Origin of the sequence: Aliiroseovarius sp. S253 (genome assembly GCF_049800855.1) — a bacterium.
Taxonomy (GTDB): Bacteria; Pseudomonadota; Alphaproteobacteria; order Rhodobacterales; family Rhodobacteraceae; genus Aliiroseovarius.
The window spans coordinates 548162-562929 of the sequence record NZ_JBNAFW010000002.1 but is presented as its reverse complement, the minus strand read 5'-3'; the positions used below and the strand labels follow the sequence as shown (position 1 = coordinate 562929).

The 14768-nt window shown below is 57.9% G+C and carries 9 protein-coding genes and 1 tRNA gene; 6 read left to right on the top strand and 4 right to left on the bottom strand.

Features of this window, described 5'->3' with window-relative positions:
- Positions 1-80: 80 nt before the first annotated feature.
- Positions 81-2576 (bottom strand): hypothetical protein, encoded by a 2496-nt coding sequence (locus tag ACP15F_RS14230; protein WP_424941481.1) that lies wholly within the window; start codon positions 2574-2576, stop codon positions 81-83.
- A gap of 727 nt (positions 2577-3303) precedes the next feature.
- Positions 3304-3390, bottom strand: a tRNA-Leu gene (locus ACP15F_RS14225).
- Between the two features lie 140 nt (positions 3391-3530).
- On the opposite strand from ACP15F_RS14225, the gene ACP15F_RS14220 reads away from it, so the two are divergent.
- Positions 3531-4517 (top strand): complex I NDUFA9 subunit family protein, encoded by a 987-nt coding sequence (locus ACP15F_RS14220; protein ID WP_424941480.1) that lies wholly within the window; start codon positions 3531-3533, stop codon positions 4515-4517.
- A gap of 51 nt (positions 4518-4568) precedes the next feature.
- Here the strand turns inward: ACP15F_RS14220 and ACP15F_RS14215 are convergent, their stop codons facing one another.
- Positions 4569-5372: an undecaprenyl-diphosphate phosphatase gene (locus ACP15F_RS14215; protein ID WP_424941479.1), complete on the bottom strand. Its 804-nt coding sequence runs from the start codon at positions 5370-5372 to the stop codon at positions 4569-4571.
- 244 nt (positions 5373-5616) lie between these two features.
- Here ACP15F_RS14215 and ACP15F_RS14210 point away from each other — a divergent pair, with 244 nt between their 5' ends.
- The 5 genes from ACP15F_RS14210 (at position 5617) to queG (ending at position 14304) form a co-directional block, all read left to right on the top strand.
- Positions 5617-7050: an NAD(P)-dependent oxidoreductase gene (locus ACP15F_RS14210; RefSeq protein WP_424941478.1), complete on the top strand. Its 1434-nt coding sequence runs from the start codon at positions 5617-5619 to the stop codon at positions 7048-7050.
- A gap of 58 nt (positions 7051-7108) precedes the next feature.
- Positions 7109-11647, top strand: coding sequence for a glutamate synthase large subunit (gltB, locus tag ACP15F_RS14205; protein ID WP_424941477.1), 4539 nt, complete (start codon positions 7109-7111; stop codon positions 11645-11647).
- A 108-nt stretch (positions 11648-11755) separates the two neighbouring features.
- Positions 11756-12505: a monofunctional biosynthetic peptidoglycan transglycosylase gene (gene mtgA, locus ACP15F_RS14200; RefSeq protein WP_424941476.1), complete on the top strand. Its 750-nt coding sequence runs from the start codon at positions 11756-11758 to the stop codon at positions 12503-12505.
- A gap of 54 nt (positions 12506-12559) precedes the next feature.
- A complete protein-coding gene (locus tag ACP15F_RS14195; protein ID WP_424941475.1) occupies positions 12560-13225 on the top strand; it encodes a glutathione S-transferase family protein in 666 nt (221 codons plus the stop codon).
- A gap of 65 nt (positions 13226-13290) precedes the next feature.
- Positions 13291-14304, top strand: a complete 1014-nt coding sequence (queG, locus tag ACP15F_RS14190) for a tRNA epoxyqueuosine(34) reductase QueG (RefSeq protein ID WP_424941643.1) — start codon at positions 13291-13293, stop codon at positions 14302-14304.
- On the opposite strand, the gene ACP15F_RS14185 is transcribed toward queG, so the two are convergent.
- Positions 14301-14705, bottom strand: coding sequence for a hypothetical protein (locus ACP15F_RS14185; RefSeq protein WP_424941474.1), 405 nt, complete (start codon positions 14703-14705; stop codon positions 14301-14303). The genes queG and ACP15F_RS14185 overlap by 4 nt on opposite strands.
- Positions 14706-14768: the final 63 nt, after the last annotated feature.

Genomic DNA, 14768 nt, shown 5'->3' with positions numbered 1-14768 from the left:
GGCCGGCAAACTCTACATTAGATCACCGAAAGCAACCGGGGCAGGTCACCCGCCAAGAGCTTCGGTTAAAACGTGAACACTCAGGTTGCTTGAGCGGAGCCTGAGATTTCGCCGACCCTCTCCGGGCGGAACTTGTTCAGACCAATCGCCAAAGGCGCGATAGCGGCGTAGCATAGTGCCGCGATCACGAAATTGGTATTAATCGAGAACGTTGTTCCGACAAAGACGGCCACACCGGAAGCCAGCACGCCTGCGGCACCATTCACGGCCCAGAACCACGGGGTCGGAGTGGCATCGATTTCATTCACCAGCCGCATACCGGTCGGGAACCCATATCCCAACAGAATTCCTGCTGGCATGATTATGACAAGCGACGCCGCGCAACGAACCACGATGCTGCTGGTGTCTAGAACGCTAACTACAGCTGGTAGCCAAATTGGCGTTGCCGCCACGTATACCGCTGTTCCTAGGGACCAAGCCATCAACCGCCATCCGCTGTTCAATTGGAAGCGCTCGGAAATCAGGCTTCCGATTCCAGTCGCTAGGATAATTCCCGCAAGAGCAACCGCCAGTCCATAAACTGGGTGACCCAAGAAGATCGAAAGCCGTTGCATCAAAGCAATTTCGACGAACATGAAACCCAAGCCAATGCAGAGGAAATACGAGGTTCCTAATGTGCTCAGGGTTCGCGATACGTTACGTATCTTGGCCCTTGATGGAATGATCGCTGTCGCAACCACCGCGATTGTCGATAGGCAAATAATGAAGATCAGAACGAGCGTCGCGGTAATGTTGCCCGGAACGACCCCTCCGCCTGATGCCAGCTGTCGTTTCAACTCGCCGGGGTTTAGAAGTGACGAGGCTTGTAGCTGATTGAAGAAGAACGGCGCACTGTCCGTTGGTGGCGCAAAATTCAGCGATGAATACTTGGCCAAGCTATTCAGTTCTTCGACGCTTCCAGCACCGCGGATCATGTTTAGAATTTCGTTATCCGGCTGGCGTTTCGGGGTGTAGAGAATATCAAACCCCTCGCGCACCGACAGATTTTCAATGGCCGCGATTTGGGCCGGGGTGAGCGGGTCGCGCCCGACGATAATGGTCGCGAGCCGTGCCGCTGACACCAGCATGATGTGATCATCTGGATTGCTGGCCCCTAGCTCGTAAAGCGTCGCTTTCGCCAGCGAGACTGTACGCCCGGCCTCTCCAATATTTTTAGGCGAGAACCACCGCGATACTGAGAATACGCCACCTTCTTCGAGTCTGGAGAGAAACTTTGTCCATCCCTCAATCGTGTAGAGCCCGTTCTCGGTTAGCGAAAATGCACCCACACCCGTTGCTGCCCAAGTATCAATGAGACTCATTTGGATCGAAGCAAATCGTTCGTCTGTCGAAGCAAACCAAGCTCTTGCTTCATCAACGACCAACTGGACGCCCGGAACATCTGCGACCTGATTGAATTCCCGAGACCGGCCCTCAAGGTTCTCAACGAAAATTGGGTTGATCTCCACTCCGATGACTTCTTCGTGGCCAAAGTGCAGTGCGGACAGAATATCGCGCCCGCCTCCCACACCAATGATGGCAGCCTTTCCATCCGGCGCCGCCGAGTAAGCGACATTCACGACATCATGTTCAAGAAAGGAAATATCTGTTTCGCCAACCTTATATTCCAACAGAATCGTTGCAGCATCTGCATCCATCTTCAGATCCCGCATCACCGCTTTGGGGAGATCTGCACGCGTGACGTTGCTGCCAATCCCATGCAGTCGCACATGGTCGTAGAACGGAGGTGTCATGTCCACGCGTGAGAAAGAGTTCCAGAATATCGCTTCTTGAAAGGCGGGATGGGCAATTCTGCCCTTCTCGACGAAAATGCGTGCGCCGTTCGGAAAAATCAAAGCATTCGCCACACAAAGAGCGGCAAGAGCGAAGAATGTTAGCGGGCTCCCGCTCGGTAAACGTTTCTGTGTGCTAGGAATTAGATCGTCATGGGACGGGATGGCGTCTTCTGCCAACCCGTTACGAAACAGCACCCCCGCGAGAGACGACAACGCTGCCAGCGCCAGAACTGCTGAAACTCCATCCATTACGGCGAGCAATCCCAACACCAGAAAGCATCCGATGGCTGCCCCGATCAAATCGCTGCCGTATACATACCCGATTGGAAGTCGCGGTTTAGTCAAAGCCAGAGAAATCAGAACCCCAGCAATGAAGTAGGGTATGGCCAGTGTGACCACCAGTTTACCCCAGACCAAGAATGTCATGAGGGGGTTTCCAGATTCAACAAAAACGAGACTTGTGAGGTAAAGCGAGAGGCTGAGCAAAATCGCGAGCGATACCAGATTGGACAAGCTAGATAGCAGGTGGTCCAGACGGAAACGATCCAACCAATCTTTCTTGAAATAGACGAATATCGCGCCGGTCGTCAGCCCGAGCATCGCCATGCTAATCGCGAAGAATGCCAAGGAATAGTATGATGAAATTGACAGAAATCGTGTGTGCAAGATCTGTAGCGCAAGTACGACACCCGCGATAATGGCAAGCCCTAAGTAAAATCCGGCAGAGTTTTTCTTCAGCACGATTAAAATTTCCAATCCAAACTTAATAAATTGATAGACGAAATGTGGTTCTGACCATCTGGTGATCTAGCAGGGTCTCCGATACCAAATCCTGCTCAGCGGGATACAATCATGAGTATAATTCGGCAATCTGATCGGCAAGGACAAAAAAGAGACGTGCGCTCCTGTCACCAAAAAACAACGCTCGGTTCCTCGTTCGGATGCTTCCGGCAAGCTAAGCGTGACGCCCGCCGCATCTCTAGTGCACATGCATAAAGCATTGATAGAATTATGAATATTTCGAGGTGCGAAGGATTGGAACCTTTGACCCACAAATCAAAATCAATTGGGCGGCGCGAAAGCTGTGGGCGGACACCTCTTCGTTGGAGCAGCCCATACGTCGCAATGATGAATTGAAGGCATTCTCGGAAAGCAGTCAACGGTTAGATCTGAGCGAGAGAACCACCAATTCAACATCTTCAACTATAATCCAATTCCCTTCCATCAGCGCCACCACTGCTATCAGGCAGCCTTTATGACTTGCCTTGAATCTTAGTTTTCTGAAGTTTTGAATCCAAAAGGGGCGTAGAGAAACTTCCTTCGAAGGTCGGAATAATACCCCAATACCACCCTAAACATCATGTTTTCTGGGGATGCCAAGTGTCCATCTGCATGCAGGATAATGCAGCAAAACAGGCCAATAACTCAACAATATTGAGGATCTAAGGCTATCTATGTTCGGAAGAAATGGTGCCCAGAAGAGGACTCGAACCTCCACGTCCATACGGACACTAGCACCTGAAGCTAGCGCGTCTACCAATTCCGCCATCTGGGCACGGGTTGGTGAAGGGGGATTTAGTGTGACCAGTGAAGAGTGTCAACAACATTTCTTGGCTTTTCATGGAATCCGTTTGCGCCTTGCTCAAACGCGCTTGAAAAGCTATGCAAAAGCCAAGGAATTCAAGGAGAGCTTCCATGTCCAAGCTGGTCACGATCTATGGCGGTTCAGGCTTTGTCGGGCGCTATATTGCCCGCCGCATGGCCAAGCAGGGGTGGCGCGTTCGCGTCGCCGTGCGCCGACCCAACGAAGCGCTGTTCGTAAAGCCCTATGGCGCTGTAGGTCAGGTCGAGCCGATCCTGTGCAACATCCGCGACGACAATTCGGTCCGGACTGCCATGCAGGGGGCTGATGCAGTTGTAAACTGCGTGGGTGTTCTGAACTCGATCGGGAAGAACAGCTTCGACGCTGTGCACCATGACGGCGCAGGCCGCGTGGCACGCATCGCAACTGAAGAAGGCGTGGGCCAGTTGGTTCAACTGTCGGCCATCGGCGCGAGTGCCGAAAGCGACAGTGAATACGCCCGCACCAAGGCGCAGGGCGAAGAAGACGTTAAAGCCGCGTTCCCCGGTGCTGTGATCCTGCGTCCCTCGGTCATCTTCGGAACCGACGACCAGTTCTTCAACCGTTTCGCCAACATGACCCGCTTCGGTCCTGTCCTTCCGATCACTGGTGGCAACACGAAGTTTCAGCCGGTTCACGTAGATGATGTGGCCAAAGCAGCCGAGATGGCGGTTCTTGGTCAGGCCGAGGCCGGTATTTACGAGCTGGGCGGCCCGGACGTGGAAACGCTGCGCGAGTCGATTGATCGGATGCTGGAAGTCACCCAGCGCCGTCGCTTGGTGCTGAACCTGCCCTTTGGTATTGCGCGCCTTCAGGCTGGGATCTTTGACTTGATCCAGTGGATCTCGGGTGGGTTGATCGCATCGCCTCTGACCCGTGATCAGGTAATCAGCCTTGGCTATGACAACGTGGTTGCCGACGACGCGAAGGGCTTTGGCGATCTGGGCATCACCCCACGCGCTATGGCTGCGATCCTGCCGGACTATCTGTGGCGCTTCCGCGCAGGCGGCCAGTATGCGGCGATCCAGAGCTCGGCCAAGAACCTGCGCACGGATATCTAAACCTTAGGGTCACTGAATTAGAAAGGGCGCGGCTTTCCGCGCCTTTTTTCTTTAGAGATAGGCAATTCCCAACAGCACAACGCCCAGCGCGATCCGATAGATCACATAAGGTGTAAAGCTGACAGACCGCAGAAGCCGCATCATCAGGCTAAGCGCCAGCAGGGCGGCGACGAAAGAAAACACCGCCGCAATTGCGCCATCGCGGGCAACTTGAGCATCCGCCGTGGCCGCAACCTCGGCCCCCAGCAATACACCCGAAGCGATGATCGTCGGGATCGACATCAACATGGCCAGCTTCGCCCCGTCGGACCGTTCGTACCCCAACGCCCGCGCGCCCGAGATCGTCGCCCCAGACCGCGACGTGCCCGGTATCAGCGCGAGCGCCTGCCACAGCCCCATGATCACCGCGTCCCGCAGGCTCCAATCATCCGCGCTCTTCTGAACGCCGCCCTTCTGATCAACCCAATAGAGCACCAAGCCAAACAGGATCATCGTCCATGCGATGACCTTGATCGACCGCAACTGGTCACTGAAACCGGTCATTTTGAAGATAAGCCCAAGGATCACGGCCGGAATGGTGGCAATCAGCAACAGGAATGCCAGCTTCGCGCCCGGCGTATCGATCCGCCCCGTCAGCATCCGCGGGATACCCGCCAATCCGATCTGCACATCGCGCCAGAAATACAGCATCACCGCCCCCAGCGTGCCGATATGCACCGCCACATCAATCGCCAGCCCCTGATCTGGAAGTCCGGTCAGATGTGGCACCAGAACCAGATGGCCCGAGGACGAAACGGGCAGAAACTCGGTGATTCCCTGAATGATGGCGACCAGAAGAATGTGGGCAAGCGACATGCGCGGTTCCTTGAAAATAAAGCTCAGCGGCAAGCTAAAGCAGCGGTCCGGAAAGGGAAGAGGCTTTATGGGTATGCTTTGCTGACCTATTTATTGACACCCCGGCGAGAATTTGGCTCATTTCAGGCTACATTTTCGCATTTAGGTAAGCATTATTGACTTTTCATTTCTGACGAGTCCCCTTAAAAGCCAAACTCCAAGCCAAGAGTCTGCCCGAAAACGGGCCAGCCGAGGGAGAGCCAGGATGGCAAAGCAGCCTATGTTGAAATTCGTGTCGGTCGATCGGGACATGCCCGAGAAGCGCGCCGCCGAAAACCGTAAAGAAGACTTCAACGAGATCTACGCCGAATTCGCCGCGCAGAAGGCAGCCGAGCAGGCCAGCCGCTGTAGCCAGTGCGGCGTACCTTATTGTCAGTCGCATTGCCCGCTGCACAACAACATCCCCGATTGGCTGCGCATGACCGCGACCGGTCGCCTGAAAGAGGCCTATGCCCTCAGCCAGTCCACCAACACCTTCCCCGAGATCTGTGGCCGCATCTGCCCGCAGGACCGCCTGTGCGAAGGCAACTGCGTGATCGAACAGTCGGGCCACGGCACCGTCACCATCGGCGCGGTCGAGAAATACATCACCGATACTGCCTGGGAAAACGGCTGGGTCGAAGACATCACCCCGGTTGCGGATCGCTCGGAAAAAGTCGCCATCATCGGCGCAGGCCCCGGTGGCCTGGCTGCTGCTGACGTTCTGGTGCGCGCTGGTGTGAAAGTCACCGTCTATGACCGCCATGACCGCGCAGGTGGTCTGCTGACCTATGGCATCCCCGGCTTCAAGCTGGAAAAAGACGTGGTCATGCGCCGTGTGAAGCTGCTGGAAGATGCGGGCGTCGAGTTCGTTCTGAACTGCAATGTCGGCGAAGACATCACCTTCCAAGACATCCGCGCCCAGAACGACGCCGTTCTGTTGGCCACCGGCGTCTATAAAGGCCGCGACCTGTCGGGTCCGGGTGCTGGTGCTGACGGTATCGTTCCCGCGCTGGACTATCTGACCTGCTCGAACAAGCTGAGCTTTGGCGACACCGTGCCGGAATACGAAAGCGGCGAACTGAATGCTGAAGGCAAGAACGTCGTGGTTATCGGCGGTGGTGACACCGCGATGGACTGTGTCCGTACCGCGATCCGTCAGGGCGCCAAGTCGGTGAAATGTCTGTACCGCCGCGACCGCGCCAACATGCCGGGTTCGCAGCGCGAAACGCAGAACGCCGAAGAGGAAGGCGTGGAATTCGTCTGGCTGTCGGCCCCCAAGGGCTTTACCGGCAATCCTGTGAACGGCGTGATCGTGCAGAAGATGCGCCTTGGCGCACCGGATGCCTCGGGTCGTCGCAGCCCGGAAGTGATCGAAGGCTCGGACTATACCGAAGACGCCGATCTGGTCATCAAGGCACTGGGCTTCGAGCCCGAAGATCTGCCGACCCTCTGGGGCGAACAGGATCTGCCCGTGACTCGCTGGGGCACTGTGAAAGCCGCTTTTGGCACCCACAAGACCGATCTGGATGGCGTCTGGGCCGTGGGCGACATCGTGCGCGGTGCATCGCTGGTGGTCTGGGCCATCCGTGACGGTCGTGAAGCAGGCGCCAACATTCTGGACAGCCTGAACGCATCCGCCGCTGTCGCTGCTGAGTAATCAAATTCAAGGGCCTGCAGGGCATCACCGCCCGCGCCCATCCGCAAGGAGAACCGAAATGACGAAATACGATGAAAACTGGGTCCGCCGCGAGGAAGCCAAGCGCGCCTTTATGAACGAACACAGCCTGTACCGCGAAGAAGAAGAGCATAGCTCGTGCGGGGTGGGCCTTGTGGTTGCCGTTGACGGTAAGCCCACACGCAAAGTGGTCGAAGCGGGTATCGACGCCCTGAAAGCCATCTGGCACCGCGGCGCTGTTGACGCCGACGGCAAGACGGGCGACGGCGCAGGCATTCACGTCGAAATCCCGGTACCGTTCTTCTACGACCAGATCCGTCGCACGGGTCACGAGCCGCGCGAAGATCAACTGGTCGCGGTTGGTCAGGTCTTCCTGCCCCGCACCGATTTCGGCGCGCAGGAAACCTGCCGGACGATCGTTGAGACCGAAGTCCTGAAAATGGGCTATTACATCTATGGCTGGCGCCACGTGCCGGTCGACATCGACTGTCTGGGCGACAAGGCCAACGCCACCCGCCCCGAGATCGAGCAAATCCTGATCTCGAACTCGAAAGGTGTCGACGAAGAACAATTCGAGCGCGAGCTGTACGTGATCCGTCGCCGGATTGAAAAAGCCGCCAACGCCGCACAGATCAACGATCTGTATATCGCGTCGCTGTCCTGCCGCTCGATCATCTATAAAGGCATGATGCTGGCCGAGCAGGTTGCAGTGTTCTATCCCGACCTGATGGACGAGCGCTTCAAGTCGACCTTCGCGATCTATCACCAGCGCTACTCGACCAACACGTTCCCGCAGTGGTGGCTGGCCCAGCCCTTCCGCATGCTGGCCCATAACGGCGAGATCAACACGCTGAAGGGCAACCTGAACTGGATGAAATCGCACGAGATCCGCATGGCCTCGACGTTCTTTGGCGACCTTGCTGAAGACATCAAGCCGATCGTTCCAGGCGGGTCGTCGGACTCGGCCGCACTGGACGCCGTGTTCGAGGTCATGGTGCGCGCGGGCCGCTCGGCCCCGATGGCGAAAACCATGCTGGTGCCGGAAAGCTGGTCCAAACAGGCCATCGACCTGCCGCAGGCGTGGAAGGACATGTATTCCTACTGCAACTCGGTGATGGAACCGTGGGACGGCCCCGCCGCCCTTGCCATGACCGATGGTCGCTGGGTTTGCGCCGGTCTTGATCGCAACGGCCTGCGTCCGATGCGCTACGTCGTAACCGGTGACGGTCTGGTCATCGCGGGTTCGGAAGCGGGCATGGTTCCCACCGACGAAGCCAACGTTGTGGAAAAGGGCGCACTTGGTCCGGGTCAGCTTCTGGCCGTGGATACCAAAGAAGGCAAGCTGTACCACGACGTTGAAATCAAGGACAAACTGGCCGCTGCCCAGCCCTTCGGGGAATGGGTTGGTAAGATTAACGACATGGAAGAAAGCCTGTCGCAGATCGAAGAAAAGCCGCTGTTCTCAGGTGATGAACTGCGTCGCCGTCAGGTGGCTGCTGGCTATACGCTGGAAGAGCTAGAGCAAATTCTGGCCCCGATGGCAGAAGACGGCAAGGAAACGCTGGCCTCGATGGGCGACGACACCCCGTCGGCTGTTCTGTCGAACAAGTACCGCCCGCTAAGCCACTTCTTCCGCCAGAACTTCAGCCAGGTGACGAACCCTCCGATCGACAGTCTGCGCGAATACCGCGTGATGTCGCTGAAAACGCGCTTCGGCAACCTGAAGAACGTGCTGGATGAAAGCGGTGCACAGACGGAAATCGTCGTGCTGGAAAGCCCCTTCGTCGGCAACGAACAGTTCGTGAAACTGATCGAATCCTTCGAAACCTCAGTGACCGAGATCGACTGTACCTTCCCGGCAGGCGGCGACGAAAGCGCGCTGCGCATCGCACTGGAAGACATCCGTGCCCAAGCGGAAGACGCCGTGCGCTCGGGCGCAGGTCACCTTGTTCTGACCGATCAGGCGCAGGGCGAAGACCGCGTGGCGATGCCAATGATCCTTGCCACCTCGGCTGTGCACAGCTGGCTGGTCAAAAACGGCCTGCGGACGTTTACATCGCTGAACGTGCGTTCGGCTGAATGTATCGACCCGCATTACTTCGCGGTTCTGGTGGGCTGTGGTGCGACCACGGTGAACGCCTATCTGGCAGAAGATTCGCTGGCTGATCGTATCGAACGTGGCCTGCTGGATTGCTCGCTGACCGAAGCCATTAGCCGCTATCGTGAAGCCATCGACCAAGGTCTGCTGAAGATCATGGCGAAGATGGGGATCTCGGTTATCTCGTCCTATCGCGGCGGCCTGAACTTCGAGGCCGTCGGCCTGTCGCGTGCGATGGTTGCGGAATACTTCCCCGGCATGACCTCGCGCATTTCGGGCATCGGTGTCGGCGGCATTCAGAAGAAACTGGAAAACATCCACGCTGCTGGCTTCGGTGGTGGCGACAAGGTTCTGCCGGTTGGCGGTTTCTACAAGGCGCGCCGCTCGGGCGAGACGCACGCTTGGGAAGCCCAGACCATGCACCTGTTGCAATCGGCTTGTGACCGCGCCTCGTTCGAGATGTGGAAGCAGTATTCGGCGCGTATGCAGTCGAACCCGCCGATCCATCTGCGTGACCTTCTGGACATCAAGCCGATGGGCAAGCCGGTTCCGATTGAGGAAGTGGAAAGCATCAACGCGATCCGTAAGCGTTTCGTGACGCCGGGTATGTCTCTTGGGGCGCTGTCGCCGGAAGCACACAAGACCCTGAACGTCGCCATGAACCGCATCGGCGCCAAGTCGGATTCGGGTGAGGGCGGTGAAGATCCCGCACACTTCCACCCCGAACCCAACGGCGACAACCCGTCGGCCAAGATCAAGCAGGTGGCGTCAGGCCGCTTCGGTGTAACCGCCGAATACCTGAACCAGTGTGAAGAACTTGAGATCAAGGTCGCACAGGGTGCGAAACCCGGCGAAGGTGGTCAGCTGCCCGGCATGAAGGTCACTGACCTTATCGCCCGCCTGCGCCACTCGACCAAGGGTGTGACGCTGATCTCGCCGCCGCCGCACCACGACATCTATTCGATCGAAGATCTGGCACAGCTGATCTATGACCTGAAGCAGATCAACCCGCGCTGTAAGGTGACGGTGAAACTGGTTGCATCGTCCGGCGTTGGTACGATTGCGGCTGGTGTTGCGAAAGCGAAAGCCGACGTGATCCTGATCTCGGGCCACAATGGCGGCACGGGCGCATCGCCTGCGACCTCGATCAAATTCGCGGGTCTGCCGTGGGAAATGGGTCTGACCGAAGCACACCAAGTGCTGGCCATGAACAACCTGCGCGACCGTATTACGCTGCGGACCGATGGTGGCCTGCGCACCGGTCGTGACATCGTTATGGCCGCGATGATGGGCGCCGAGGAATACGGCATCGGCACCGCCGCCCTGATTGCCATGGGCTGTATCATGGTCCGTCAATGTCAGTCGAACACCTGCCCCGTTGGCGTCTGTACCCAAGACGAAGAACTGCGTGGCAAGTTCACTGGCAATGCCGACAAGGTCGTGAACCTGATCACCTTCTACGCTCAGGAAGTGCGCGAGATTTTGGCCGAGTTGGGCGCACGTTCGCTGGACGACGTCATCGGTCGCGCTGATCTGCTGTCGCAGGTCTCGCGTGGGTCGGCTCACCTTGACGACCTCGACCTGAACCCACTTCTGCTGGTGGTCGATGGTGCGGACAAGATTGTCTACAACCGCGACCGTGATCGCAACGCCGTGCCGGATACTCTGGACGCCGAGATCGTGCGCGATGCGCAGCGCTTCTTGGAAGACGGCGAGAAGATGCAGCTGTCCTATACGGTGCAGAACACGCACCGGACGGTCGGCACGCGGATTTCGTCACATATCGTGAAGCGTTTCGGAATGCGCAACTCGTTGCAGCCGGATCACCTGACGGTGAAACTGCAAGGCTCGGCCGGTCAGTCGCTGGGTGCCTTTGCGGCCCCCGGCCTGAAGATCGAAGTGTCGGGTGACGCGAACGACTATGTGGCCAAGGGTATTTCCGGCGGCACCGTGGTTGTGCGTCCGCCGCTGGTCAGCCCGCTGGTTGCCGCAGACAACACGATCATCGGCAACACAGTGCTTTACGGTGCGACCGACGGCTACCTGTTCGCAGCAGGCCGCGCGGGCGAGCGTTTCGCGGTGCGGAACTCGGGCGCGAAGGTTGTGATCGAGGGCTGCGGCTCGAACGGCTGTGAATACATGACCGGTGGTATCGCCGTCATCCTTGGCTCGATCGGCTCGAACTTCGGAGCCGGTATGACGGGTGGTATGGCCTATCTGTACGACCCGGATGGCGAGGCTCAGGACCATATGAACATGGAAAGCCTTGTGACCTGCCCGGTCACAGTCGATCACTGGGAAGCCGAACTGAAAGGCCTGATCGAACGCCATGCCGAAGAAACCCGCAGCCAGAAGGCCACAGAGATCCTGCGTCACTGGGACAGCGAGAAAGCCAACTTCCTGCAGATCTGCCCGAAAGAGATGCTGAACAAGCTGCCCGCACCTTTGTCGCTGGAAGCAGACGCCATCCCCGCGGAATAAACGCCGCATGAGAACGAATAAAGGACGCTCGCATTGCGGGCGTCTTTTTCATTTTCGGACCTGATTTCCAGACATTGACCCGTCTGCACCCCTGTGGGAACATCCGGCGTGGCAAAGAGCAAGACAACGAAAAAAACCAGCGCGAAGAAGAAACCGCGTAAGGGTAAGGCAGGCAAGGCCAAGAACGGAAACTGGTTCAAACCAATCCGCTGGCTTCGGCGCGCTGTCTTGGCAGTCGTCGTCTTCTTTGCACTAAGCGTTGTTGCCTATTCGGTTCTGAATCCGCCCACCACGCCCTATATCATTTCCGAAAAAATGCGTTTGGGAGATGTGGATCGGCAGTGGGTTGATTTGGACGAAGTCGCGCCCGTTATGGCCCGTTCGGTTGTCGCCGCCGAGGACGCGAATTTCTGTCAGCATTGGGGGTTCGACATGGGCGCGATTCGCGCCGCGATCGAAGATGGTGGAAACCGCGGTGCCTCTACCCTGACTCAACAGGTCGTGAAGAACACTTTCCTGTGGCACGGGCGGTCGTGGCTTAGGAAGGCTCTGGAGGCCGTCTTCACCCCTGCGGTCGAGCTTGTGTGGACCAAGCGCCGCATTGTCGAAGTCTATTTGAACGTTGCCGAGTTTGACGAAGGTGTCTTCGGGGTCGAAGCCGCCGCCCGCCACTATTTCGGCGTCGGACCCGAGGAATTGACCGCCGTACAGGCCGGACGTCTGGCGGCCCTGCTACCAAATCCCAAGGAACGATCGGCCTCGCGTCCCTCGCCTTTCGTCCGCAAACGTGCGCAATCCATCGTTGATGGAGCGGCTACGATCCGCGCGGATGGACGCTCAAGCTGCTTCGAGGATTGATCCCAACGCCGGTTCGGGGCAATACGGGACATACTCCAAGACCAGAAGTTGCACATGAACCGCCTTTTTCACGTTCCACTATCCCCGTTTTGCCGCAAAGTGCGGTTGTCCCTTGCCGAAAAAAAGGTCGAGGTTGAACTTATCGAGGAACGGTATTGGGAGCGCAGCCCCGAGTTCCTTCGCCGGAACCCAGCCGGCAAGGTGCCAATCTTGAAAATCGACGGACAGCTTCTGACGGAAAGCGCGGCGATTTGCGAATATCTGGAAGAGAAGTTTCCCGAGCCCGCCCTTTTGCCCCGCGACCCCGAGGGCCGCTATGAAGCGCGCCGATTGGTCAGCTGGTTTGACGACAAGTTCCATAATGAAGTCACAGCGAACCTTCTGTATGAACGTGTGAACAAGAAGGTCATGGGGGCCGGATACCCTGAAAGCCGCAATGTGAAGGCGGGTGCGAAGGCGATCAAGTACCATCTGGACTATATGGGGTGGCTTCTAGATCAACGACGTTGGCTGGCAGGGAACGAGCTGTCGCTGGCGGATTTTGCCGCGGCGGCGCATCTGTCGGCCTTGGACTACATCAGCGATGTGGATTGGAACAGGAACGCCAATGTGCGTGAATGGTATGCCAAGATCAAATCCCGTCCAGCGTTCCGGTCGATCCTAGCCGACCAGATCCCCGGTTTCCCCCAGCCCGCGCACTACGCGGATCTGGACTTTTGAGCCCACGCGGCGGCAAACCGCGCCGCGTTCCCCTTCCTGAAGACCCTGCGTCGCGCAAGGCCGAGATTGTCGCGCAGGCGCAGGCCGAAGGCTTTGCGATGGCGCGTGTGTGCAGGCCAGATGCAGTGCCAGAAATCGCCGAACGCCTGGGGCAGTTCGTGGCCGAGGGACGGCAAGGCGACATGGCTTGGATGGGCGAGCGGATGCATTGGCGCGGCAACCCCGCCGCCCTCTGGCCCGAGGCAAGATCCGTGATCATGCTGGCCGAACCCTATACACCCAGCCACGACCCGATGGAGGTGATCGGACAACCTGATCGGGCCGCGATCAGCGTTTACGCGCAGAATAGAGACTATCATGACATCGTGAAAAAGCGGCTCAAACGCGTGGGGCGCTGGATGATTGATCATTTTGGCGGCGAAATAAAAGTCTTCGTCGACACCGCCCCGGTGATGGAGAAACCCCTTGGCGCCGCCGCTGGTCTGGGCTGGCAGGGCAAGCACACCAACCTTCTTTCGCGCGAGCTGGGGAACTGGTTCTTTCTGGGCGCGATCTTCACCACGCTGGAGCTGCCGGTGGACGAACCGGGGCGCGAGAATTGCGGGTCTTGTACCTCTTGTATAGACGCCTGCCCAACCGACGCCTTTCCCGCGCCGTTCCAGCTGGATGCGCGGCGTTGCATTTCATATCTGACCATCGAACATAAAGGCCCGGTGGACGAGGAACTTCGCGCGAAGCTTGGCAACCGGATCTATGGCTGCGACGACTGCCTTGCCGCCTGTCCGTGGAACAAGTTTGCCACCGAAGCCCACGAGATGCGCTATGCCGCCCGCGAGGATCTGCTGGCCCCGAAACTTGCCGAACTCATGGTTCTGGATGATGCCGGGTTTCGCGAAAAGTTCTCGGGCAGCCCGATCAAACGTATTGGGCGGGATCGGTTTCTGCGCAACGTGCTCTACGCCGTCGGAAACTCGGGTGACGAGACCTTTTTGCCCGCATTAGAGCCTCATTTGGGCGACCCGGATCCGGTGGTGGCAGATGCGGCGCGTTGGGCCAAAGCACGGCTTCTGGCTATCTAGTTGTCAGAGGCAATTGACGGAACAACCATGCGATACGCTCCAACGGCTGCATTGATTCCAGACGCAGCTTGTGAGGCCGGGAATGGCCCGATGGATGAGGCACCAATCAGATAGGTCACCGTCATCTCTTCTCCCGGCGCTGGACGCTGTTTGATACTGCCGTCGACGCCCTTTGCTTCGAATGCGCGAGCAATACTCGCCCCTAGAACCTTGCTGACTTCCGCGTGTTCATCGGGATCGAAACGGATCACGATGGTCAGAATGGCACCGTCGTCCAAGGTCTGCTCGACCAGCGCCTGCTTGGTTATGCCCAAGGGGCGAATCGTCGGATCCTTGGTCACCGCATACCAAGACAGGGCCGCCACGGTCGGCAGCACCACGACCAGAGTAATCGCGCTCAAGATCTTCAGATTTCTGGACAGCAAAACGCCCGACCCCCTTACGGTAGCTACACGCTAGGGACC